The 21,587-nt window shown below is 64.3% G+C and carries 23 protein-coding genes and 1 tRNA gene; 14 read left to right on the top strand and 10 right to left on the bottom strand.

Going from position 1 to position 21,587, the window contains the following annotated elements:
* Positions 1–385 (bottom strand): DNA polymerase III subunit chi (locus QCE88_RS04600; protein ID WP_309899585.1); only part of this gene is annotated, 385 nt, incomplete at its 3' end.
* Between the two features lie 18 nt (positions 386–403).
* Positions 404–1,933, bottom strand: a complete 1,530-nt coding sequence (locus tag QCE88_RS04595) for a leucyl aminopeptidase (RefSeq protein ID WP_309899583.1) — start codon at positions 1,931–1,933, stop codon at positions 404–406.
* Between the two features lie 170 nt (positions 1,934–2,103).
* Here QCE88_RS04595 and lptF point away from each other — a divergent pair, with 170 nt between their 5' ends.
* The 6 genes from lptF to QCE88_RS04565 all read left to right on the top strand — a co-directional run bounded on the left by lptF (position 2,104) and on the right by QCE88_RS04565 (position 6,096).
* Entirely contained in the window at positions 2,104–3,201 is a 1,098-nt protein-coding gene (lptF, locus tag QCE88_RS04590; protein WP_309899581.1) for an LPS export ABC transporter permease LptF, read from the top strand.
* Between the two features lie 4 nt (positions 3,202–3,205).
* Positions 3,206–4,354: an LPS export ABC transporter permease LptG gene (gene lptG, locus QCE88_RS04585; RefSeq protein ID WP_309899579.1), complete on the top strand. Its 1,149-nt coding sequence runs from the start codon at positions 3,206–3,208 to the stop codon at positions 4,352–4,354.
* Between the two features lie 25 nt (positions 4,355–4,379).
* Complete coding sequence (locus tag QCE88_RS04580) at positions 4,380–4,751, top strand: CbiX/SirB N-terminal domain-containing protein (protein WP_309899577.1); 372 nt, start codon at positions 4,380–4,382, stop codon at positions 4,749–4,751.
* A 239-nt stretch (positions 4,752–4,990) separates the two neighbouring features.
* Positions 4,991–5,218: a hypothetical protein gene (locus QCE88_RS04575; RefSeq protein ID WP_309899575.1), complete on the top strand. Its 228-nt coding sequence runs from the start codon at positions 4,991–4,993 to the stop codon at positions 5,216–5,218.
* A 210-nt stretch (positions 5,219–5,428) separates the two neighbouring features.
* Positions 5,429–5,674, top strand: coding sequence for an AbrB/MazE/SpoVT family DNA-binding domain-containing protein (locus QCE88_RS04570; RefSeq protein ID WP_309899573.1), 246 nt, complete (start codon positions 5,429–5,431; stop codon positions 5,672–5,674).
* The gene (locus QCE88_RS04565) at positions 5,674–6,096 is read left to right on the top strand and encodes a type II toxin-antitoxin system VapC family toxin (RefSeq protein ID WP_309899572.1); all 423 of its coding nucleotides are present in this window, start codon (positions 5,674–5,676) and stop codon (positions 6,094–6,096) included. Before QCE88_RS04570 ends, QCE88_RS04565 begins: the two co-directional genes overlap by 1 nt.
* 70 nt (positions 6,097–6,166) lie before the next feature.
* Here QCE88_RS04565 and cobA read toward each other — a convergent pair whose 3' ends face one another.
* The 6 genes from cobA to QCE88_RS04535 form a co-directional block, all read right to left on the bottom strand.
* Positions 6,167–6,922 (bottom strand): uroporphyrinogen-III C-methyltransferase, encoded by a 756-nt coding sequence (gene cobA, locus QCE88_RS04560; RefSeq protein ID WP_309903395.1) that lies wholly within the window; start codon positions 6,920–6,922, stop codon positions 6,167–6,169.
* Between the two features lie 34 nt (positions 6,923–6,956).
* Positions 6,957–8,270 (bottom strand): sulfate adenylyltransferase subunit 1, encoded by a 1,314-nt coding sequence (locus QCE88_RS04555; RefSeq protein ID WP_409018038.1) that lies wholly within the window; start codon positions 8,268–8,270, stop codon positions 6,957–6,959.
* Between the two features lie 27 nt (positions 8,271–8,297).
* A complete protein-coding gene (gene cysD, locus QCE88_RS04550; protein ID WP_309899570.1) occupies positions 8,298–9,260 on the bottom strand; it encodes a sulfate adenylyltransferase subunit CysD in 963 nt (320 codons plus the stop codon).
* An 86-nt stretch (positions 9,261–9,346) separates the two neighbouring features.
* The gene (locus QCE88_RS04545) at positions 9,347–10,078 is read right to left on the bottom strand and encodes a phosphoadenylyl-sulfate reductase (protein ID WP_309899568.1); all 732 of its coding nucleotides are present in this window, start codon (positions 10,076–10,078) and stop codon (positions 9,347–9,349) included.
* Positions 10,079–10,081: 3 nt separating this feature from the next.
* Positions 10,082–10,621: a DUF934 domain-containing protein gene (locus QCE88_RS04540; RefSeq protein WP_309899566.1), complete on the bottom strand. Its 540-nt coding sequence runs from the start codon at positions 10,619–10,621 to the stop codon at positions 10,082–10,084.
* Positions 10,622–10,631: 10 nt separating this feature from the next.
* Positions 10,632–12,308, bottom strand: a complete 1,677-nt coding sequence (locus tag QCE88_RS04535; protein ID WP_309899564.1) for a nitrite/sulfite reductase — start codon at positions 12,306–12,308, stop codon at positions 10,632–10,634.
* A 227-nt stretch (positions 12,309–12,535) separates the two neighbouring features.
* Here QCE88_RS04535 and QCE88_RS04530 point away from each other — a divergent pair, with 227 nt between their 5' ends.
* From QCE88_RS04530 to QCE88_RS04520, 3 genes are all read left to right on the top strand, one after another.
* Positions 12,536–13,477 (top strand): CysB family HTH-type transcriptional regulator, encoded by a 942-nt coding sequence (locus QCE88_RS04530; protein ID WP_309830904.1) that lies wholly within the window; start codon positions 12,536–12,538, stop codon positions 13,475–13,477.
* A gap of 70 nt (positions 13,478–13,547) precedes the next feature.
* Positions 13,548–14,708, top strand: a complete 1,161-nt coding sequence (locus tag QCE88_RS04525) for an ABC transporter substrate-binding protein (protein WP_309899562.1) — start codon at positions 13,548–13,550, stop codon at positions 14,706–14,708.
* A gap of 149 nt (positions 14,709–14,857) precedes the next feature.
* A tRNA-Leu gene (locus QCE88_RS04520) sits at positions 14,858–14,942 on the top strand.
* Between the two features lie 151 nt (positions 14,943–15,093).
* On the opposite strand, the gene QCE88_RS04515 is transcribed toward QCE88_RS04520, so the two are convergent.
* The gene (locus QCE88_RS04515; RefSeq protein ID WP_309899559.1) at positions 15,094–15,318 is read right to left on the bottom strand and encodes a hypothetical protein; all 225 of its coding nucleotides are present in this window, start codon (positions 15,316–15,318) and stop codon (positions 15,094–15,096) included.
* On the bottom strand, positions 15,312–15,740 hold the full coding sequence (locus QCE88_RS04510; RefSeq protein WP_309899557.1) for a hypothetical protein: 429 nt from the start codon (positions 15,738–15,740) through the stop codon (positions 15,312–15,314). The genes QCE88_RS04515 and QCE88_RS04510 overlap by 7 nt, the downstream gene beginning before the upstream one ends.
* Positions 15,741–16,061: 321 nt before the next feature.
* Here QCE88_RS04510 and QCE88_RS04505 point away from each other — a divergent pair, with 321 nt between their 5' ends.
* From QCE88_RS04505 to QCE88_RS04485, 5 genes are all read left to right on the top strand, one after another.
* Positions 16,062–18,317 (top strand): hypothetical protein, encoded by a 2,256-nt coding sequence (locus QCE88_RS04505; protein WP_309899555.1) that lies wholly within the window; start codon positions 16,062–16,064, stop codon positions 18,315–18,317.
* A 122-nt stretch (positions 18,318–18,439) separates the two neighbouring features.
* Positions 18,440–19,534, top strand: a complete 1,095-nt coding sequence (locus tag QCE88_RS04500; protein WP_309899552.1) for a TIGR03118 family protein — start codon at positions 18,440–18,442, stop codon at positions 19,532–19,534.
* A 107-nt stretch (positions 19,535–19,641) separates the two neighbouring features.
* Positions 19,642–20,364 carry a 16S rRNA pseudouridine(516) synthase gene (locus tag QCE88_RS04495; RefSeq protein WP_309899549.1) on the top strand — a complete coding sequence of 241 codons (723 nt, stop codon included), beginning with the start codon at positions 19,642–19,644 and terminating at the stop codon, positions 20,362–20,364.
* A 71-nt stretch (positions 20,365–20,435) separates the two neighbouring features.
* Complete coding sequence (locus QCE88_RS04490) at positions 20,436–21,299, top strand: alpha/beta hydrolase (protein ID WP_309899547.1); 864 nt, start codon at positions 20,436–20,438, stop codon at positions 21,297–21,299.
* Between the two features lie 105 nt (positions 21,300–21,404).
* Positions 21,405–21,581 carry a hypothetical protein gene (locus QCE88_RS04485; protein ID WP_309830887.1) on the top strand — a complete coding sequence of 59 codons (177 nt, stop codon included), beginning with the start codon at positions 21,405–21,407 and terminating at the stop codon, positions 21,579–21,581.
* Positions 21,582–21,587 lie beyond the last annotated feature (6 nt).

Here is a 21,587-nt window from a genome sequence, read left to right as displayed (position 1 = left end):
CCTGAGCGGCAAGCCGCTCGTCGTGCTCGCGGAGCCCGCGCGGCTCGCCGCCTTCGACGAGCAGTTGTGGACCTTCCAGCCGCTCGAAGCGCGCAAACTGCGCCGACACCGGCGCGCCGAGATTCACCAGCACCTGATGATGCGGCGCTTCGTCGAGACTGGAAGTCAGCACGACCGGCGTGTCCTGCGCGAGCGGACTCTTCGCCATGCAGTGCGGCACGAATTCGAGCGGCTGGAAGGTCCACAACTGCTCGTCGAAGGCGGCGAGCCGCGCGGGCTCCGCGAGCACGACGAGCGGCTTGCCGCTCAGGTACGCCTTGCGCGCGAGGCGGCAGGCGTACGCGAGCGGATCGCCGACGTTCGTATGAAAGTCGATGCGCGTCATACGGAGATCACGTCCGCATCACGCGCCGGCGCGGTCGATCAGGAACTGCGCGAGCAACGGCACGGGCCGGCCCGTCGCGCCCTTCGCCGCGCCGCTCTTCCATGCGGTACCGGCGATGTCGAGGTGCGCCCACGGATAGTTCGCCGCGAAACGCGACAGGAAGCACGCCGCCGTCACGCTGCCCGCCGGACGCCCGCCGATGTTCGCCAGGTCCGCGAAGTTCGACTTCAGCTGATCCTGATACTCGTCGTCGAGGGGCAGGCGCCAGGCCGGATCGACTGCCTCGCGCGAGGCGTCGAGCAGCTCGCCCGCCAGTGCGTCGTCCTTCGCGAACAGACCCGTGTTGTGATGGCCGAGCGCGATGATGCACGCGCCCGTCAGCGTCGCGATGTCGATCACGGCGGACGGCTTGAAGCGTTCCGCGTAGGTCAGCGCGTCGCACAGGATCAGGCGGCCTTCGGCGTCCGTGTTGAGCACTTCGATGGTCGTGCCGTTCATCGCGGTGACGATGTCGCCCGGCTTGAGCGCATTGCCCGCGGGCATGTTCTCGCAGGTCGGGACCACGCCGATCACGTTGAGCTTGAGGCCCATCTCGGCCACCGCGCGCAGCGTGCCGAACACCGAACCCGCGCCGCACATGTCGTATTTCATTTCGTCCATGGCTTCGCCGGGCTTGATCGAGATGCCGCCCGAATCGAACGTGATGCCCTTGCCGACCAGCACGACGGGCGCGTTCTTGCCCTTCGCCTTGGCGGTGTCGCCCGCGCCTTGGTAATGCATGACGATGAACTGCGGCGGCTCGACCGAGCCCTTCGCCACCGACAGGAACGAGCCCATGCCGAGCGCCTCGATCTGCTTCTGGCCAAGCACCTCGACCTTGAGCTTCCAGTCGCGGCCAAGCTTCTTCGCGGTCTGGCCGAGATACGTGGGCGTGCAGACGTTGGGCGGCAGGTTGCCGAGATCGCGCGTGAGGTCCATGCCGTTGGCGATGGCCACGCCCTGCTTCAACGCGGCCTTGGCGGCCTTTTCGTCGGCGCTGAAGACGCTGAACACGACCTTCTTGAGCGCGCGCGGCGTGGTGTCCGGCTTGCTCTTCATCTGCGTGAACTTGTAGGTCAGTTCGCGCAGCGCGAGAATGGCGGCGCGCACGGCCCAGTCGCCGCTGCGTTCCTGGATCGGCAATTGCGCGAGCGTGAAGGTGGCCTGGCCGATCTTCGCGCCGAGCAGCACGCGCCATGCGGCGCGCACGGCTTCGCCATAGGCTTTCTGCGTGAAGGCGTCCTGCTTGCCGCAGCCGACGAGCAGCACGCGCGAAGCGCCGATGCCCGTCACTTCGGGCACGAGCAGCGTGGTGCCGGCGCGGCCGCTCATGTCGCCGGCCTTGACGATGCGCGAAATCAGGCCCTGGGTCGCGACATCCATGTCGCGCGCGGCGCCCGTGAGCGACTGCGCTTCGAAGATGCCGAGGACGATGACATCCGACTTTCCGGTAAGGAAACCATTTGCCTCGCCTTCGCTCCAATCACAGGCTTTTATGCTAAAGTCCATCGCGCTTATCCTCGGATAAAATCTTGGCTGAAGGATGAAAGCCGCAATTATCCGCTATTTTTTCCGCGGCAGTCACCGGTTTGCGGCGTGAGGGTAAGCAAGACCCCTCCCCGTCTGCCGAAGAGGTGCGTGCGTGATTCCGCATCGCCGCCAGTCTTAAGCAAAATTCAATGATCTTCGAACGCTCCCTGCAGCGCGAACTCGCGTACACGGCCGGCGCCGTGTTCATGGTGCTGCTCACGATCATGCTGACGACGATGATGATCCGCATCGTCGGCTTCGCGGCGCAGGGTCAGATTGACCCGAGAGACGTCGTCGTGCTGATCGGGCTCACCGTCATCGGCTATCTCGCGGTCATGCTGATCGTGACGCTGTTCGTGTCCATCCTGTTCGTGCTGACGCGCTGGTATCGCGATTCCGAAATGGTCGTGTGGCTCGCCTCGGGCGTGAGCCAGACCCAGCTCATCAAGCCGGTCGCCGTGTTCTCCACGCCGATCATCATCCTCATCATGTTCTTCGCGTTCATCGGCTGGCCCTGGTCGAACCAGCAGAGCAAGCTCATCAAGGCGCGCTTCCAGCAACGCGACGAAGTGTCGTTGCTGGCGCCCGGCCAGTTCCGCGAATCGCCGTCGAGCCATCGCGTGTTCTTCATCGAGAAGATGTCGCCGGACCAGGCCCAGGTGCAGAACGTGTTCGTCACCAGCACGGAAGGCGGCAAGGTCAACGTGATCGTTTCGCAGACGGGTCACACGGAAACGCGCAACGACGGCGATCGTTTCATCGTGCTGGACAATGGCCGCCGCTATGACGGCGAACCCGGCCAGCCGAACTTCCGCATCATGGAATTCGAGCGCTACGGCGTGAAGATCATGAGCCACCAGGTCGTCAACACGCCGAGCACCACCGGCATCTCGACGCCCGACCTGCTGGCTACACCCACCAAGGACAATCTCGCGGAATTCGCCTGGCGCGCGGGCTTGCCGCTCATCGCCATCAACCTGATGCTGCTCGCCATTCCGCTGTCGTACCAGAATCCGCGCCGCAGCCGCACCATCAACCTGGTGATGGCCGTGCTCATCTATCTCACCTACTCGAACCTGCTGAACGTCGTGCAATCGTGGATCGAGCAGGGGAAGGTGTCCTTCGGCGTGGGACTGGTGGGACTGCACGTGATCGTGGGCGCGCTGGTCGCGTTCATCTTCTGGCTGCGAATTCGCAACCGGCCGCTCTTCAGGTTTCCTTCCCTGACGCGTTCGAAGGGAGCCTGAACCCATGCGCATCTACGAACGATACTTCGCGCGCCAGATCTACCTCGCGTTCATCTTCATCCTGTTCGCGTTTTCGGGCCTGTTCTTCTTCTTTGACCTGATCAACGAGCTGAACACGGTCGGCCACGGCAACTACAAGTTCCCGCTCGCGGTGCTGCGCGTCGCGTTGCAGACGCCCTCGCGCTTCTACGAAATCATTCCGGTCGCCGCGCTCATCTCGGCCATCTACGTGTTCGCGCAGATGGCGGCGGCGTCCGAGTTCACGATCTTTCGCGTCTCCGGGCTCTCGACCGGCGCCGCGCTGCGTTCGCTGCTGAAGATCGGCATTCCGCTCGTGTTCGTCACCTATCTCATTGGCGAAGTGGTGGGACCGTACACGGATCAGTTGTCCGAGCGTGTGCGGCTGGAAGCGCTCGGTTCGTCGGTATCGTCGAACTTCCAGTCCGGCGTGTGGGTGAAGGACACGCTGACCGCCAAGGAAAACGGCGAGCAGGTCACGCGCTTCGTCAACGTCGGCACGCTCAATCCGGATACGTCCATCGCCGACGTGCGCATCTATGAGTTTGACGGCAAGTTCCGCCTGACCAACGTGCGCATCGCGAAGACCGGGGTGTACGAGCCGCCGGGCCACTGGAAACTGACCGGCGTGACCGACACGCGACTCTCCGACGCACCGCCGCAAGCCGTGAATCCCGGCGATACGCTGAACCCGGTCTATCGCGCGACCCAGACGACGCTGCCCGAATACTCGCTGCGCTCGGAACTGACGCCGCAGATTCTCTCCGTGTTGCTGGTGTCGCCGGACCGCATGTCGATGTTCAACCTGTTCCGCTATATCCAGCACTTGACGGAAAATCACCAGGACACGCAGCGCTATCAGATCGCGTTCTGGCGCAAGATCTTGTATCCGTTCGCGGTGTTCGTGATGCTGATCCTGTCGTTGCCGTTCGCCTATCTGCACACGCGTGCCGGTGTGGTCGGCGTGAAGGTGTTTGGCGGCATCATGATCGGCATGAGCTTCCAGTTGTTCAACACGCTGTTCTCGCACATCGGCAATCTGAATACCTGGCCCGCGCCAATCACCGCGGCCGCGCCCGCCCTCGCCTATCTCGTGGTCGGGTTGCTGGGACTCAAGTGGGTGGAGCGGCACTGACAGCTCGATTTCCCCGGAGCACACGATGAGCAAGCACGGCATCATCCTGTTCGGTCACGGCGCACGCGATCCGCGCTGGGCCGAGCCCTTCGAGCGGCTGGCGGCGAAGCTGCGCACGGCGCGCGGCGAGCCGGTTGCGCTTGCGTTCCTCGAACTGATGACGCCGGACTTGCCGACAGCGGTGGCGTCGCAGGTTGCGGACGGGTGCGATGCTATCACCGTCGTGCCGGTGTTCTTCGGACAAGGCGGGCATGTGCGGAAGGATCTGCCAGAGATCGTCGCACGGTGTCAGGCGATGCATCCTGATGTGACCATTCAATGCGCGACGGCTGTCGGTGAAGACGATGCCGTGCTGGACGCGGTCGCGGGGTATTGCTTGAGGCAGGTGGGGAAGTAAGCCGGCCGTCCTCGCAACGAGGCGGCAACCGGACGGAAAACGCAGAAACATAATTTCAAGACGGAAGGATCGGATTGATCCAGTGGGCTTGAGGAAGCGTCCGGTTTAGCATGGCATGCATTCACAGGCAGTGCCTTTTCTGACAGTCTTGGTTGCTTGAATGACGCGGTTTGTCTATCAGCCTCGGCGCGTTCGTGTGACTGTGCATTAGGCCTGATCGCACTGAAACGGCTGGCGACATGGCTTCCTTCATCCTCTTCGTGCAGCACAACTATGGCGTCCTGGTCCTCGCGGCGACCACCTTCGCATGGGTGCAGTCGCTCGCTTACCTCTATCGGTGGAAGCTCGCGCGTTTGAGCCGGGCGGAGGTTGCAGGGCACAGCGGCCATGACGAGGCTGGCTGCTTGAGTCGGCAGAAGACAGGGTGCGAATGCAGGAAGATATCCGGCAATTGCGACGTGAATTGACGCGGGTCGAAGCGCGGCTGACCGGGCGTCCCGCTCACGCAAAATCGCTGGCTGCTTCGGCGCTTGCTCGGCATCACACTGGATGTGCGAGGCACAAGCGAAGCCGGGTGACGGATTAGCGCTGTGGCACTGGCCATTCGGCCGAATTCTCACCCTGCATCATCGCGGCTACAGTCAATGTACTTATCGGACCACCCAGGAGAACTCGACATGAACCTGCTCATTGCCAAGTGGGGCGATAGCCTCGCCGTGCGTATTCCCGCCGAATACCTCCACCATGCCGGCATGTCCGAAGGCGATCAGATTCAGGCGAATCTGACCGTCGACGGCGGCATCTGCCTTCACCCGGGTAACTGGGATCGGAAGGCCTTCCTGAAAGAAATCGCGCAAACACGCGATCGCATGCCCATGACTGACTCGGTTATCGACGAGCTTCGGCGTGAGGCGCGCTACTGATGGTCTATGTCGATACAAGTGTTTTAGTCGCCCTCTGCGCCCTGGAACGCATGACCGCTGCGGTTTCGAATTGGTACTTCTCGGGCAGGGACAGCCTGATTTCTGGAGCCTGGTGCGCCACCGAGTTTGCCAGTGCGCTGGGCGTCAAACGGCGAACCCGTCAGATCACTGATGAGGAATCATCTGCCGCATGGGATGCGTTTGAACGGCTGTGCGCGAAAGACCTACGGCTGACGCCCATCAAGCCTTCCGTATTTCGTCATGCGGCGGTTCTGGCGCTCGACGCCTCTACCGGCTTGCGTGCTGGCGATGCACTGCATCTTGCGACAGCGCTGGATTGCAACGCGAGATCAATCGCTACTCTCGACATCCTTCTAGCCGACAACGCAAAGAGAAAGCGGCTCAGATTGGTGCAACTCTAGCCCGCTCCCATAACAAAAAAGCGCACCGTTTCACCAGTGCGCTTCTCATGACTTGCTCAAACACCCTGCCTCAAGCCGCCGCCTGCATCCCCTTCAACTGCACCTTCAGCTCGACCGACGCCCGTTCGCGAAACGCCTCGCCAATCATCAGCAAGCTCGGCTGCGACGGGTCCAGCCATTCCTGCGCCTCGCCCAGCGCCATCTGCGCGAGCGTCAACGTCAGCGACCGTTCACGCACCGTGCTGCATGCCTCGACGATCGCCACCGGCGTCGCGCCCGGACGCCCCGCATCGATCAGCTGCTGGGCGATTTCCGGCGCGCTGTCGCGGCCCATGTAGAACACCAGCGAATCCGCCTGCGCCTGCTCGCGGATTGTCTCGCTGTCCGGAGCACGCGAGTGCGTCGCCAGCGCCACACTGCGCGACACGCCGCGCAAGGTCAGCGACCGCTTCAGCGTCGCCGCGCTCGCCAGCGCCGCCGTGATGCCCGGCACCACCTCATACTCGACACCCGCCGCTTCGAGCGCACGCATTTCCTCGTCGGCGCGGCCGAACAGCATCGGGTCGCCGCCCTTCAGGCGCACGACAAGACCATGCTCCAGCGCCGCATCGACGATCTGCTTGTTGATGAAATGCTGGGCCGTCGAACGCTGGCCGCAGCGCTTGCCAACCGCGATCCTCTTCGCATTGGGCGCATAGTCGAGCATCGCCGGCTCGATCAGCGCGTCGTGCAGCACCACATCGGCTTGTTCGAGCAGACGCATGCCGCGCACGGTGATGAGATCCGCCGCACCCGGCCCCGCTCCGATCAGATAGACCTTACCCATAGCTTTCATCGTTGAACTCACGCGTTCAGCATTCTCATGCGGAAATCGCACGAATCATACCGGCCGCGACCGTGTGATGCGTCGCTTCGTCGATCAGCACGAACGCGCCGGTGCCCTGATGCGTATCGTACTCGTCCGCGACGAGCGGCTTCTGCAACGTGAGCGCCACGCGGCCGATATCGTTCATCGCGAGCGTGCCGCGATCCACCGAATGCGACAGCGTATGCACGTCCAGCACCTGCTTCACCGCGCCGATCCGCGTGAACACCGTGTTGGTCGTCTGCTTCAGCAAGTACTTGCGCTGCAGCGAGAGCGGTTCTTCGTCGAACCAGCAGAGATCGGCTTCGAGCTTCTTCGCCGGCTCGACCTTCTGCGACAGCGGGACGAAAGTATCGCCGCGCGACACGTCGACGTCTTCGGTCAGGCGAATCGTCACCGTCTGGCCTGCGAACGCGCGATCCACCGGCGCCACGCCGCCCGGCACCGGGGCGATGATCTCGGCAACCGTCGCTTCACGGTTCGCCGGCAGCACGGCGATGGCATCGCCCACGCGCACTTCACCCGCCTCGACACGGCCCATGTAGCCGCGGAAGTCGTCGGCCTGCGAGCCGTCCTGGCGCGCGACCCACTGCACCGGGAAACGCAGCGCCTGATCGTTGGGCAGCGCGACCGGCAGCGATTCGAGCAGATCGAGCAGCGGCTCGCCCGCATACCACGGCATGCGCTCGCTCGCCGAGACGATGTTGTCGCCCTTCAGCGCCGAAACCGGCACGAAGCGCACGTCGGCAATCCCGAGCTGGCGCGCGAGCACGACGTAGGCGTCGCGAATTTCGTTAAAACGGGCTTCGCTGTAGTCGATCAGGTCCATCTTGTTGATCGCGACGATCACATGCTGCAAGCCAAGCAGCTTGACGATCGCGCTATGACGCTTCGTCTGCGGCAGCAGCTGCGCGACGCCGTTCTCCAGCGTGACACGCGTTGCATCGACGAGAATGATCGCGGCATGCGCGGTCGATGCGCCCGTCACCATGTTGCGGGTGTACTGCTCGTGGCCGGGGGTATCGGCGATGATGAACTTGCGCTTCGCCGTCGCGAAATAGCGGTACGCGACGTCGATGGTGATGCCCTGCTCGCGCTCGGCTTCCAGCCCGTCCGTCAGCAGCGACAGATCGATTTCGTCGCCGACCGTGCGCTTGTTCTTCGCGCGCGAGATCGCGGAAAGCTGGTCGGACAGCACAGCCTTGCTGTCGTACAGCAGGCGGCCGATCAGCGTGCTCTTGCCGTCGTCCACGCTGCCCGCCGTGATGAAGCGCAACACGCCCAGGTCTTCTGCTTGATAGATGCTCATGATTCGTTCGTCCTCGGGGCGTGTCGCTTAGAAATAACCTTGCTTCTTGCGCTGTTCCATCGCGGCTTCCGACGCTTGGTCGTCCATCCGCGTCGCGCCGCGTTCCGTGATTTCCGTCACGGCCGTTTCCGCGATGATCTTCTCGACGTCGTCGGCATCGCTCGCCACCGGGCAGGTGCAGCTGATGTCGCCGACCGTGCGGAAGCGGACTTGCGTGACCTCGGCCGTTTCGCCCTCGCGCACCGGCGTGAGCGGCGTCACCGGCACCAGCAGGCCGTTGCGGCGCACGATCTCGCGGTCATGCGCGTAGTAGATCGACGGCAGTTCGAGCTTTTCGCGCCCGATGTATTGCCAGATGTCGAGTTCGGTCCAGTTCGAGATCGGGAACACGCGCAGGTGTTCGCCCGCATGCAGGCGCGCGTTGTAGATGCTCCACAGTTCCGGACGCTGCGCCTTCGGATCCCACTGGCCGAATTCGTCGCGGAACGAGAAGATGCGCTCTTTCGCGCGGGCCTTTTCTTCGTCGCGGCGCGCGCCGCCGATCATCGCGGTATAGCCGTATTCGTCGATGGTCTCGAGCAGCGTCACCGCTTGCGCGGCATTGCGCGAATCGGTCTCGCGGCGCAGGCGCACGGTGCCCTTCCTGATCGAGTCCTCGACGTGGCCCACCACCAGCTCGGCGCCGATCTCGGCCGCACGGCGGTCGCGGAAGTCGATCACTTCCTGGAAGTTGTGGCCGGTGTCGATATGCACGAGCGGGAACGGCAGCGACGTCTTGCGGTTCGCGCCGAGTCCGAACGCCTTCAGCGCGAGCGCCAGCACGACCACCGAATCCTTGCCGCCCGAGAACAGCAGCGCGGGCTTGCTGCATTCGGCGACCAGTTCGCGAATGATGTGGATCGACTCGGCTTCGAGCCAATCCAGGTGATCCATGCGCGTAGCCTGGTTGACGACCGGCGCGTTGACGGTTGAGTCGAGCGTCGTGCTCATGTTCTCGATCCTTTTTTGTGGCGGCGCTTGGAGTGCTTCGAAGCGTCGCGTTCAGTGACTGGGTGTGATGCGGCGTCTTGTGTGACTTACGCGCCTTGGATCGCCGAGCTCGGTGCTTCCTCGACAATCCTGATGTTGGTCATGTGCAGACCGCATTCCTTCGTATCGCGCGACTCCCACCACCAGCGGCCCGCCCGGCTGTCCTCGCCGGGACGCACGGCGCGCGTGCAGGGTTCGCAGCCGATGCTCGGATAACCGCGTGCATGCAGCGGATTCACCGGCACGTCGAGCGCCTTCAGGTAATCCCACACATCGGCTTCAGTCCAGTCCGTGAGCGGATTGAACTTCGCGATGTCGCGCGGTTCGTCGTGCTCTTCCTCATGCAGTTCGGCGCGTGTGACCGACTGCTCGCGGCGCTGACCGGTTACCCATGCGGACACGTCCGACAGTGCGCGATTAAGCGGCTCGACCTTGCGGATATGGCAGCAGCTCTTGCGTAAATCAATGCTTTCGTAGAACGCGTTGAGGCCGTGATCGCGCACATAGGCATCCACCGCATCCTGCTGCGGCAGGAACTGCTCGATAGCATAGCCATAACGCTGCTTGACGGTGTCGAGCATGCCGAGCGTCTCCGCATGCAGGCGGCCCGTGTTCAGCGAAAAAATGCCGATCTTCACGCCGCGCGACAGGATGGCGTGCGTCAGCACCATGTCTTCCGCGGCGAGGCTGCTGGCTAGCTTGACGCGCCCGTGGCGCGCTGCGATCGAATCGAGCAGCGCGTCGAGGCGTTCAACCTTGGCTTGCAATTCAGGGGTCATGCCTTACGCTCCAAGCGTCGCGATCAAGGCCGCGCGGCGGCGAAACAGCGGCTCGGGATTGTCGGTCGCGCCCTGATACAGCTCGGTGAATTCGCCGAACGCATTGAGCGCGTCGTGAATGTCCTTGTCGGCGCGCACGGCGAACGCGTCGAAGCCGCAGCGCGCGTGAAACGCGACCTGGTCACGCAAGACATCGCCGATGGCGCGCAGTTCGCCGGTCCACTGATAACGCTCGCGCAGCAGGCGGCCGATGGAAAAGCCACGGCCATCGCGGAACACCGGGAAATCCACCGCGATCACATTCAACTGGCCGAAGTCCGCCACGAGGTCGGCGGGTTCGTCATCCGGCGCGAGCCACACGCCGATCTCTTCCTTCGCACGCGTCGCGACGATCGCCGCCTTGTGCTCTTTCCACAGCGCGAACGGCACGATGATCTTGCCGGCCGGCAGCGCGTCGACGGCGGGCAGCGTGCCGTCTTCCGCCGCGCGCACGACGATGAAAGCGTCTTCGACAACCGCGCGGTTCTTGATAATCAAGGTCATGTGCGAATCCTTAAGCGTGAGCCTGGCGCGATGCGTACACGCGCTCCTTGAACGGGGCGATGCCGATGCGGTTGAACGTCTCGATGAAGCGTTCGCCCTCACCGCGGTTGTCGACGAAGGTGTCGACCACCTGTGAGATCACATCGGGCATTTCTTCGGCCGAGAACGACGGGCCGATCACCTTGCCGAGATGCGCGCCGGTCGCGCCCGAGCTCTGCTCGCCGCCGAGCGTCACCTGGTACCACTCGGAACCGTCCTTGTCGACGCCCAGAATGCCGATGTTGCCCACGTGATGGTGACCGCACGCGTTGATGCAGCCCGAGATGTTCAGCGACAGGTCGCCCAGGTCGTACACGTAGTCCAGGTCGTTGAAGCGGTCCTGGATGGCCAGCGCGATCGGAATGGACTTCGCATTCGCGAGCGAGCAGAAATCGCCACCCGGGCACGCGATGATGTCCGTCAACAGGCCCACGTTCGCCGTTGCGAAGCCCAACGCCTTCGCGCGCTCCCACACGGTGTACAGGTCGTGCTTCTTCACGTTCGCGAGAATCAGGTTCTGCTCGTGCGACACGCGGATTTCGCCGAAGGAGAATTCGTCGGCGAGTGTGGCGACGTCGTCCATCTGCTGGTCGGTGGCGTCGCCCGGCGCGATGTGCTGCGGCTTGAGCGACAGCGTCACCGACGCATAGCCCGGCACCTTGTGCGGACGCACGTTGCGTTCGACCCAGCGCGCGAACGGCTTGCTTTCGATCAGATGCTTTTCATAAGAGGCGTCGGTGTCCGCGAGCTTTTCATACGCGGGCGGCGCGAAGAACGCCGACACGCGCGTCACTTCGTCCTGCGTGAGCGTCGACGAGCCGTCCTTCAGGTGCTGCCACTCTTCCTCGACCTGCTTCGAGAACTTCTCCGGCGACAGCGCCTTCACCAGGATCTTGATGCGCGCCTTGTACATGTTGTCGCGGCGGCCGTAGCGGTTGTACACGCGCAGGACGGCTTCGCAATAGGTGAGCAGATGCTGCCACGGCAGGTCGCGCTTGATGATCGCCCCGACGATCGGCGTGCGGCCGAGGCCGCCGCCCGCGAGGATGTCCATCACGACTTCGCCCTGCGCGTTCCGCTTCAGATAAACGCCCATGTCGTGGATCTGCACGGCCGCGCGATCTTCCGTCGAACCGTTCACCGCGATCTTGAACTTGCGCGGCAACCACGCGAATTCCGGATGGAACGTGGACCACTGGCGCAGGATTTCGGCCCACGGACGCGGATCGACCTGTTCGTCATGCGCGACGCCCGCGAACTGATCGGCGGTGATGTTGCGAATGCAGTTGCCCGACGTCTGGATGGCGTGCATTTGCACCGAGGCGAGCTTGCGCAGGATTTCCGGCGTTTCTTCGAGCTCGACCCAGTTGAACTGGATGTTGGTGCGCGTCGAGAAGTGACCGTAGCCGCGGTCATGCTCGCGCGCGATGGTCGCGAGCATGCGGAGCTGGTCGCTGCGCAGGTTGCCGTACGGAATCGCAATCCGGTGCATGTACGCGTGGCGCTGGTAGTACAGGCCGTTCTGCAGACGCAGCGGACGGAATTCTTCCTCGCTCAACTCGCCCGACAGACGGCGACGGACCTGGTCGGCGTACTGCTCGACACGTTCGTCGACGATGCGTTGGTCGATCTGATCGTATTGGTACATTCGGGGACCCCATGTTCTTGTGGAAAGCAACTGCGTCCTAGGTTACGCAGCGCGTCTCATCCATCGAATATCCATTGAGTTCCTGGCGCGGCCGTCGTTCAGACGGTTCACTCATTTGCATATGACGAAAACAGATATGGATATTGGAAAAATTGGACTGATAGTAAAGAACCTGCTATATATTGCAAACGACTGAAAAATTACTTTGATATGCGACTGGGTTATAAATGAATCTGCATCAGTTCCGCTTCGTGCGCGAGGCCGTGCGGCAGAATTTCAACCTCACGGAAGCCGCGAAGGCGCTGTACACGTCGCAGCCCGGCGTCTCCAAGGCAATCATCGAACTGGAAGACGAACTGGGCGTGGAGATCTTCACGCGGCACGGCAAGCGCGTCCGGTCGCTGACCGAGCCGGGGCGCATCATCCTGGCGTCAGTCGAACGCATCCTGCAGGAAGTCGAGAGTTTAAAGCGTGTCGGTAAAGATTACGCGGCCCAGGATCAAGGCAATCTCGTGATCGCCGCCACGCACACGCAGGCGCGCTATTCATTACCTGCCGCCATCGCCGAATTCAAGAAGCGTTTTCCGAAAGTCCACCTTTCGATTCTGCAAGGCAGCCCGACCCAGGTTGCCGAAATGGTGATCCGCGACCAGGCGGATATCGCCATCGCCACCGAGGCCATCGCGAGCTACAAGGAACTCGTGTCGCTGCCCTGCTTCCAGTGGCAGCATCTCGCGGTCATGCAGCCGGATCATCCGCTGCTGGAGCGCAAGCTCCTGTCGCTCGACGATCTCGCGCAATATCCGATCATCACCTACGAAGCGTCCTTCGCCGGGCGCACCAAGATCAATCAGGCGTTCCACTTGCGCGGCCTCACGCCCGATATCGTGCTCGAAGCCATCGACGCCGATGTCATCAAGACCTATGTGGAACTGGGTCTCGGCGTGGGCATCATGGCGGACATCGCGTTCAATCCGGAGCGCGACCGCCATCTGCGCGCGATGCCGGTCGGTCATCTGTTCGGCACCAACGTCACGCGGCTCGCGCTCAAGCAGGGCGCGTATCTGCGCAGCTATGTGTACACGCTGGTGGAACTGCTGTCGCCGTCGCTGAACCGCAAGCTGATCGAGCAGGCGCTCTCGGGCGATCACGAAAGCTACGAGCTTTGATGAACGCTGTATAAAGCGGCGGACGCGTGCCGCCGACAAAAATGATTGCCACTTCCCTGGGGACCTTCCAATGACGTTGTCGAAGTTCATGCGCCGGCTGATTGCGGGCGCCGCCGTTTCGGCCGTTGCAGCCGCCGCGCATGCTCAATTGAAAGTGGGCATCGACCTGTCGAGCACCGGCCCCGCCGCCGCGATCGGCATCACGAGCAAGAACGCGATGCTGATGTGGCCGAAGACCATCGCCGGGCAGAACGCGGAATACATCATTCTCGACGACGGCTCGGACCCGGGCGCGGCCGTGCGCAACATCCGCAAGCTGATCACCGAAGACAAGGTCGATGTGATCGTCGGGCCGAACATCACGCCGGCGGCGCTCGCGGCGCTCGATCCGGTGGCCGAGTACGAAACGCCGATGATCACGCTGATCGGCTCGGCGTCCGTCGTGGAGCCGCAGGAAGGCAAGAAGGTCTGGGCGTTCAAGATGGCCCAGACCGACCGCGCGATGGCCGACGTCATGACACGCTACATGGCGAACCACGGCGTGAAGACGGTTGGGTTCATTGGTTTCGCGGACAGCTACGGCGACAGCTGGCTCAACGAGTTCACCAAGTTCGCCGAGCTGCGGCATATCAGGATAGTGGCGAGCGAGCGTTTCAACCGCACTGACGCAAGCGTTACCGGGCAAGTTCTCAAGCTGATGTCCGCGAAGCCGGATGCGGTGCTGATCGCTGGCGCCGGCACGCCGACCGTGCTGCCGCAGCGCACGCTGGTCGAACGCGGCTACAAGGGCGCGATCTACCAGACGCACGGCATCGCGACGCCCGAGTTCATCAAGCTCGGCGGCAAGGACGTGGAGGGCACGCTGTTCCCGACGCAGCCGGTGGTCGTCGCGCGGACGCTGCCGGCGGATCATCCGTCGAAGAAGGCAGCGCTGGCTTTCGTCAGCGCCTATGAGGAGAAGTACGGCAAGGGTTCGGTGACGCAGTTCGCCGGCGACGCGGCGGGGGTGTATCCGCGTCTGCAGGATGCCGTGGCGCGCGCACTGAAGGCCGGCAAGCCGGGCACGAAGGAATTCCGCGTGGCGCTGCGCTCGGAGCTCGAGCACGCGCATGAACTGGTGGTGCCGAACGGCGTGGTGAACACGAGCGCGACGGATCACGTCGGACTGGATCAGCGCGCGAGTGTCATGGGCGTCATCAGGAACGGGGCGTTTGTTTATCTGGCGCAGTGACATGGCCGGCAGGATGGGCACGCGCAGCGTCATGCCCGCCGATCCTGCTTGCCCGCGACGGCGTTTTCGGTCATAATCGCCGACTCGATTGGCCTAAGTTTCGTGTTGTAGCTCCGTGAAACGATCAAGGCTGACGAAGACTGAAGCAAGCCCAGGTGGTGAAATTGGTAGACGCAGGGGACTCAAAATCCCCCGCCGCAAGGCGTGCCGGTTCGATTCCGGCCCTGGGCACCACGAATCCTGTGAAAAGCCGCTCCTTTTGAGAGCGGCTTTTTTGCGTTCGGGGCTGGGGTCAGAGGATGGTTTCAAGACAGGGTTTCGAGACAGTTTTCAGACGGCTGACCAAGCCTCCTCCCACAGACGCCCCCATTCCGACGCCCACGCATCAGCGTTCGAACGCAGCCTCACCCGGTGCAGCGCCTCGCGAAGACTCCAATGAAGGCGCTATGGCATTCCTCGATGGCGTACTCTTCGCAGCAGCGTCGGGATCATCCGCAAGCACGACGCGATAAAACCAGTCCACGAGTCCCGGCACGCAGAACTGCATGAAGGCGCAGCCAACGATGACTGGCGCATATTCCCGGAAGAATCCCAGCACGATGTTCAACATGTTGCGTTCCTTGCTTTGATTTCGCTGAGCGCGAATGACAGTACGTAGTAGGCCGTAGATTCCCGGTAGGGTCGCACAAGCAGAATCTCTCTGACCTCCTGACTCAATGAGGCGACGAGCAAGTATATCCACGGCAACACGCCAAACAGACACGCGAAAACTCCCAGATTAGCGAGAACGAAGGCGCGCCTGACGTGCTGGTCCGGCTTCCGTTCGGAATCCGACAGAAGCGTTCCTGGAAACGACGTCAACCCGACGTTCAAACTGACGCCCGAAGCCACCAGCGAGATGGGAAAGAAATCATTCTGGCCGGGCTGCTTCAGCGCCACCCGCAGCAGGTATTCGATCGCGCCCATGAAGAAGGGCAAGCCAACGAGCAGCTGTCGCGCCGCCGTGTTCAAACCGTTCGTGCTCATCTTCATCACCCCGTCATGTCCGATGAGGAAGTGTCACGCGTCGCAGAAGCTTTCGACAGTCGTCCGAATGGCCAGTCCGCTCGCCCTGATCACGGCTTTAAGCGTTTCCCCTAGGCCCATCGCCATATGAATGTGCGCAATCGCGTAGACGGTCATTTCATCGGTCGAAACAATGAGCTTTCAACCGACGTCAGCAAGCCTTCGCGCGCGGGGGCATGTCGAGGATGCTCACTCGCGCGGCGCCCGCATTCCGGGTTGCCTGGGACCTGCCGATGTCGTGACTCGCTCGCGCGACGCATCGAACCCACATTCGAACAGGGGTGCGGCATGAATCGAACCGAATACTCGTTGTCGCTCGACTCCGTCATCTGCCTTCGCTGCAACACCCTCTCGCGAGCCGACGAGGACATGTGCCCGCAGTGCGGCGCCGACCGCCAGGGGGCGATCTTCACCTCCGCCGCCGAAACCGCGCCGGCCGCCGCCATGGCCGAGTCGGAACTCGCGCCGACGCCCGAACAGCTCGATATCGTCGACCTGCGCGACACGCACTGGCTCAAGCGCGCCGTGCGCCGCAAGATGGTGACGTCCTATCCGAGCGTCGCCGAGCCGGGCGACGAGCCGCGAACCTCGGCCCGCAAGCCCGCGCGGTCCGGCATGGCGGTGCTGGTCGGCGGCGTCGTGGCCGGGCTGGCGGCCGGCGGGTATTGGTATGTCCATTCGGATGAGCCCGCTGATCCAACGCAAGCCCGTCCGACGCTCAGCGCAGCGGGCGCGATTCATTCCGGCAATCAGATGACGGACCAGGCCGGCGACGCCCGGCAAGCTTCGCTGTCTCGTTCCAGATCCGATTCGACGGCGGCCTCGCCGACACAGACACCAGCGGCGCGCCCGCCGGCCGCGCAAAAGCCGGACACGACGCAGGCGCTCGTTCAGGCGGAAAAGGCCCCGAGACGAAACGCATCGGCGCCAACGGGCGTTGCGCGCAATCCGGCGCCGTCGGCGGTGGCGGCGCGCGGCGAGCAATCAGCCGCAGCCGTGCCGTCACGCACCGCCGTTGCACGCAGCGAGGGTGTGGCTGCTGCGACGGCCGCAAGCGCGCCGGCAGCGCGGCCTTCAGGCACGGCGTCGTCCGCCACGGCGAGCGCGGCGGGTTCGTCGCTCCGGGAAGTCGGGGCCGCGAAGCCGCCGGCCGGTGCGAATGCTTCGGCGAGCGTACCGGCCGCGCCTGTAGTCACCGCAACCGCGACTTCAACAAGCGAGCCCATGACAAGGCCGTCGTCCGGCGCAACAAGCGCGGCGCGTCCGTCGCCTCAACAAGTTGCGGCCGCGAAGCCGGTGCCCGGCGCGAATGCTTCGGCAAGCGTACCGGCCGCGCCTGTAGCAACCGCAACCACGGCTTCAACAAGCGAGCCCGTGACAAGGACGCCGTCTGGCACAACAAGCGCAGCGCGTCCGTCACCTCAACAAGTTGCGGCTGCGAAGCCGGTGCCCGGCGCGAATGCATCGGCAAATACGCCGGTCGCGGCTGTCACTACCCCAACCACGGCTTCAGCAAGCGAGCCCGTGACAAAGACGCCGTCTGGCACAACAAGCGCCTCGCGTCCGTCGCCTCAACAAGTTGCGGCCTTGAAGCCGCTGCCCGGCGCGACCGCCTCGGCGAGCATGCCGGTGACGCCCGCAACTGAGGCAGCCAGGCTGTCGTCCGACACAACAAACACCGCGCGTCCGTCGCCTCAACAAGTTGCGGCCGTGAAACCGCCGCCTGGCGCGACCGCCTCCGCAAGCACGCCGGTCACGCCCGCAACTGCAACAGCGAAGCCATCGTCCGACACGACAAACACCGCGCGTCCGTCGCCCCAGGAAGTTGCCGCCTTGAAGCCGCTGCCTGGCGCGAACGCTTCGGCAAGCGGTCCGGTCACGCCCGCGACACCCACCGTCACCACAGCGCCAAAACCGGCGCCCATCGTGAACGCGGCGAAGGCGCCGAACCCTGCCCCGCTCGCATCGACCGCCCCCGCCAGCCCGGCCCAAGCCGAAGCCACACCGCATAAACCGCTCACGATCGCCGCGCAGCCCACACCCGCTCCATCGCCATCCGTCGCACGCACGCTCAGCGCGGTGCAGCAATCGCTCGCCGGCCGCGATCTCGCCGCGGCGCGCCGTCATCTGCGCACGCTCAACGCAAACCAGCCGCGCAGCCCCGAGATCCAGCAACTCGCCGCCGACCTGTCGCGTCAGGAACGCGCGCGCGACAGCGCCATCGCGAGCGCGCGCACCTGCACCGCGAACAAGGAACCGTCGTGCGCACTGCGCAACGCGCGCCGCGCCGTGTCGCTCGATCCGCGCAACGGGCAGGCGCAGGCCAGTCTGCGGAGCGCGCTCGCGGTGCAGAACGAGAGCAATACCGAATACTTCCAGCAGGCCAGCGGCATCCCGAAGCCGAGCGTTCCCACCATGACCTTCGACGGCCGCTGGAGCGTCGGCGCCCATCACACGGCCGCGCCGATCGCCACCGACACGCATCTGACGCTGTTCGGCTGGGGCGTGCCGACGGTCGCAAAAGGACGCGGCGACGCCCACTGATCCGCGCCGCGCGGTTCAGCCGAGGCGTCGATTGCGAACCACAACGCCGGAATAGCGCTTCGCGCTCATCCGTTTGAAGGTGACGAAACCACTGACGGCGTCCTGCCGAAGGAGTCACCATCATGCTGAACGGATTGCGGAGCCGTGTCGCCGTGTGCGCGACGGGGCTTGCCATGCTGACGGCCCTCGCCTCGTGCGGCGGGTCCGACGACAACATGCCGGCGCCGACCCGCTTCAAGGCGTCGATCGTCGTGTCGGACGGCGCCATCGCCGCGCCGCACACCGATCCACATCTGAAAAACAGCTGGGGCGTCGCGTTCAATCCGAACGGTTTCGTCTGGGTCGCCAACAACGGCTCGCAGACGGCCACGCTCTACGACGGCAACGGCGTCGTCCAGTCGCTCGTCGTGTCGATTCCGGCGACCGCGAACGGTCCCGCCAATCCCACTGGCATCGTCTTCAACAAGGGGCCGGACCTGACGCTCGCGCGCGCGGGCAAGTCGGGCGTCGCCGCGTTCCTGTTCGCGGGCGAAGGCGGCTCGATCACCGCGTGGGCGCCCGCCGTCGATACCACGCACGCCTTCACCGTCGTGGATTCCAGCGCGTCGGGGGCGATCTACAAGGGTCTCGCGCTCGGCACCCTGCCCTCGGGCGGTCATCGCCTCTACGCGACCGACTTCCACAACAATCGCGTCGATGTCTTCGACGGCGCATTCAACCGGATCACCGCGCCCGGCGGCTTTCGGGACACGCAGATTCCGGCGGGCTTCGCGCCGTTCGGCATCCAGGCGATCGGCGCGAAAATTTTCGTCACCTACGCGAAGCAGGACGGCGACGCCGAAGACGACGTGCCCGGCGCGGGCCAGGGTTTCGTCGATGTCTTCGACCTCGACGGCAATCTCACCCAGCGCTTCACGGCGAACGGCCCGCTGAACGCGCCGTGGGGCCTCGCGCAGGCGCCGGGCAACTTCGGCACGTACAGCAACACGATTCTGGTCGGCAACTTCGGCGACGGCACGATCAACGCGTTCAATCCCACGACTGGCGCGTTCGTCGGCCAGCTGATGAACACCGACGGCACGCCGCTCGTGCAGCGCGGCCTGTGGGGCATCGCGTTCGGCAACAACCTGAGCGCGCAGCCCTCGAACACCTTGTTCTTCGCAGCCGGTCCGAATTTCGAGGCCGACGGCGTGTACGGCCGTATCGACATGCAGTAACTGCCCCGCGCCGTCCCGCCCGTGGACGGCGCTTTCCCTGCTGCGCCCCGCCCGAGCCGATCGGAAGCACGCCTTGCTAGAATGCGCGCTTCAACTCAGCTCATCCGATGGACCTCGAAACCCTCCTCTTTTCCCAAGGCTTCGGGTCGCGCCGCCAGTGCCGCGGCATCGTGGCCGAAGGCCGCGTGCGCATCGACGGCGTGGTGCGCGACGATCCGCGCGACGACCTCACCGCCACGCCCGGGCTCGCATTCGAAGTCGATGCCGAGCGCTGGATCTATCGCGAGAAAGCCTATCTCGCGCTCAACAAGCCCGCGGGCTACGAGTGCTCGCGCGATCCGCAACATCATCTGAGCATCTTCCACCTGCTGCCTGCACAGCTCGTCGAGCGCGGCGTACAGGCGGTCGGCCGGCTGGACCAGGACACGACCGGCCTGCTGCTGCTCTCCGATGACGGCCCGTTCGTGCATGCGTTCACGTCGCCGAAACGCAAGGTGCCGAAGGTCTATCTGGCGACCCTGCGTCATCCGCTCGACGACCTGCAGCTCACGAAACTGCGCGACGGCGTGCTGCTGCACGGCGAGACCCGGCCGAGCGCGGCGCTCGCCGCCGTCCGGCGCGACGAGCGGCTCCTCGAACTCACCGTGCTCGAAGGCAAATACCATCAGGTGAAGCGCATGGTGGCGGCCGCGGGCAACCGGGTCGAGAAACTGCACCGCGAACGGGTGGGCGGTTATGCTTTGCCGTCGACGCTCGCGGAAGGCACCTGGCGCTGGCTCGATGACGCCGACCTGGCCGCCCTGCGCGGTGAGCCGCTGAAGGCGTCCTGAGGTAACCGTCAGCCGCCCTGCGCCTTCGCGTGCTGACGTGGTTCGCCCGGCAATCGAATCTCGAGGACACCATGCCCATTCTGGCCAGACGGCGGTTCATGTCCCTCTCGCTCGCCGTGCTCGCGGCCGGCATCGGCAGCGGCGCGTCGCGGGCGGAGGCGCAGGAAGACGAGCGCGCGGACGGGCTCGCCTACGGCGCGGCGCCGCGCCAGCGCCTCGATGTCTATGCACCGGACCTCCGCAGCGGCGCCGGACGTCCCGTCGTGGTCTATTTCTACGGCGGAAGCTGGCAGGCGGGCCAGCGCGCCGATGCACGCGGCATCGGCGAGACACTCGCGATGCAGGGGATCGTCGCCGTGGCGCCCGACTATCGCGTGTATCCGGACACCATCTTTCCCGGCTTCGTTGACGACGCCGCAACCGCCGTCCGCTGGGCCCGCGATCACGCCGGCGAATACGGCGGCGACCCGCGGCGCATCTTCGTCATGGGGCACTCGGCGGGCGCGCACATCGCGGCGCTGATCGCCACCGACCCGCGCTATCTTGCGGCGCAGGGACTCTCGAAGGCTTCGCTGAGCGGCATGATCGGGCTCGCCGGGCCGTATTCGGCCATTCCGCCGCGCGAGCCGCACATGGCCGATATTTTCCCGGCGGCGTTGCGCGCCCAGGCCCTGCCGATCGACTTCGTTTCCGGCAACGAACCCCCGATGCTCCTCGCCACCGGCACCGCCGACACCGTGGTCGAGCCGTCCAACAGCCTGCGTTTCGCCGAGGCCTTGCGCACCCACGATGTGCCCGTCGAACTGAAAACCTACCCGGGCTATGGCCACGGGCAGATCATCGATGCCCTCGCGCCCGCCCGCCAGACCGCTTCGCCGGTGCTTGCCGACGTCACCGCCTTTATCCGCGCACATTGCGCATGCAAATCGGTGTAAGCACTGAAAGGCCGGCGCTGCGGCGCAGCATGCCTTCCGCGATGAGCCCTCTTATACTGGTCTTACGGATACCAATAACGACTATCAAAAAAGCAGGAGGGCATCATGGTCTCCCACATGACTGTCGCGCTGATCGCGTTCGTCGCGCTAGGCGCTGTCCTCATCGGGGCATTGGCTGTCGTCATGCACGTGCGGCACCGATATTCCCCGAATCTGATCGGCGCGCTGATCGGTGCGCTGATGTGTTTCGTCCTGCTGGAAGCGATTCCCGCGCTGATCTAGCTGCGG

It is taken from the genome of Caballeronia sp. LZ035, from assembly GCF_031451175.1.
Lineage (GTDB): Bacteria > Pseudomonadota > Gammaproteobacteria > Burkholderiales > Burkholderiaceae > Caballeronia.
This window is presented reverse-complemented; position numbering and strand designations above follow the sequence as displayed.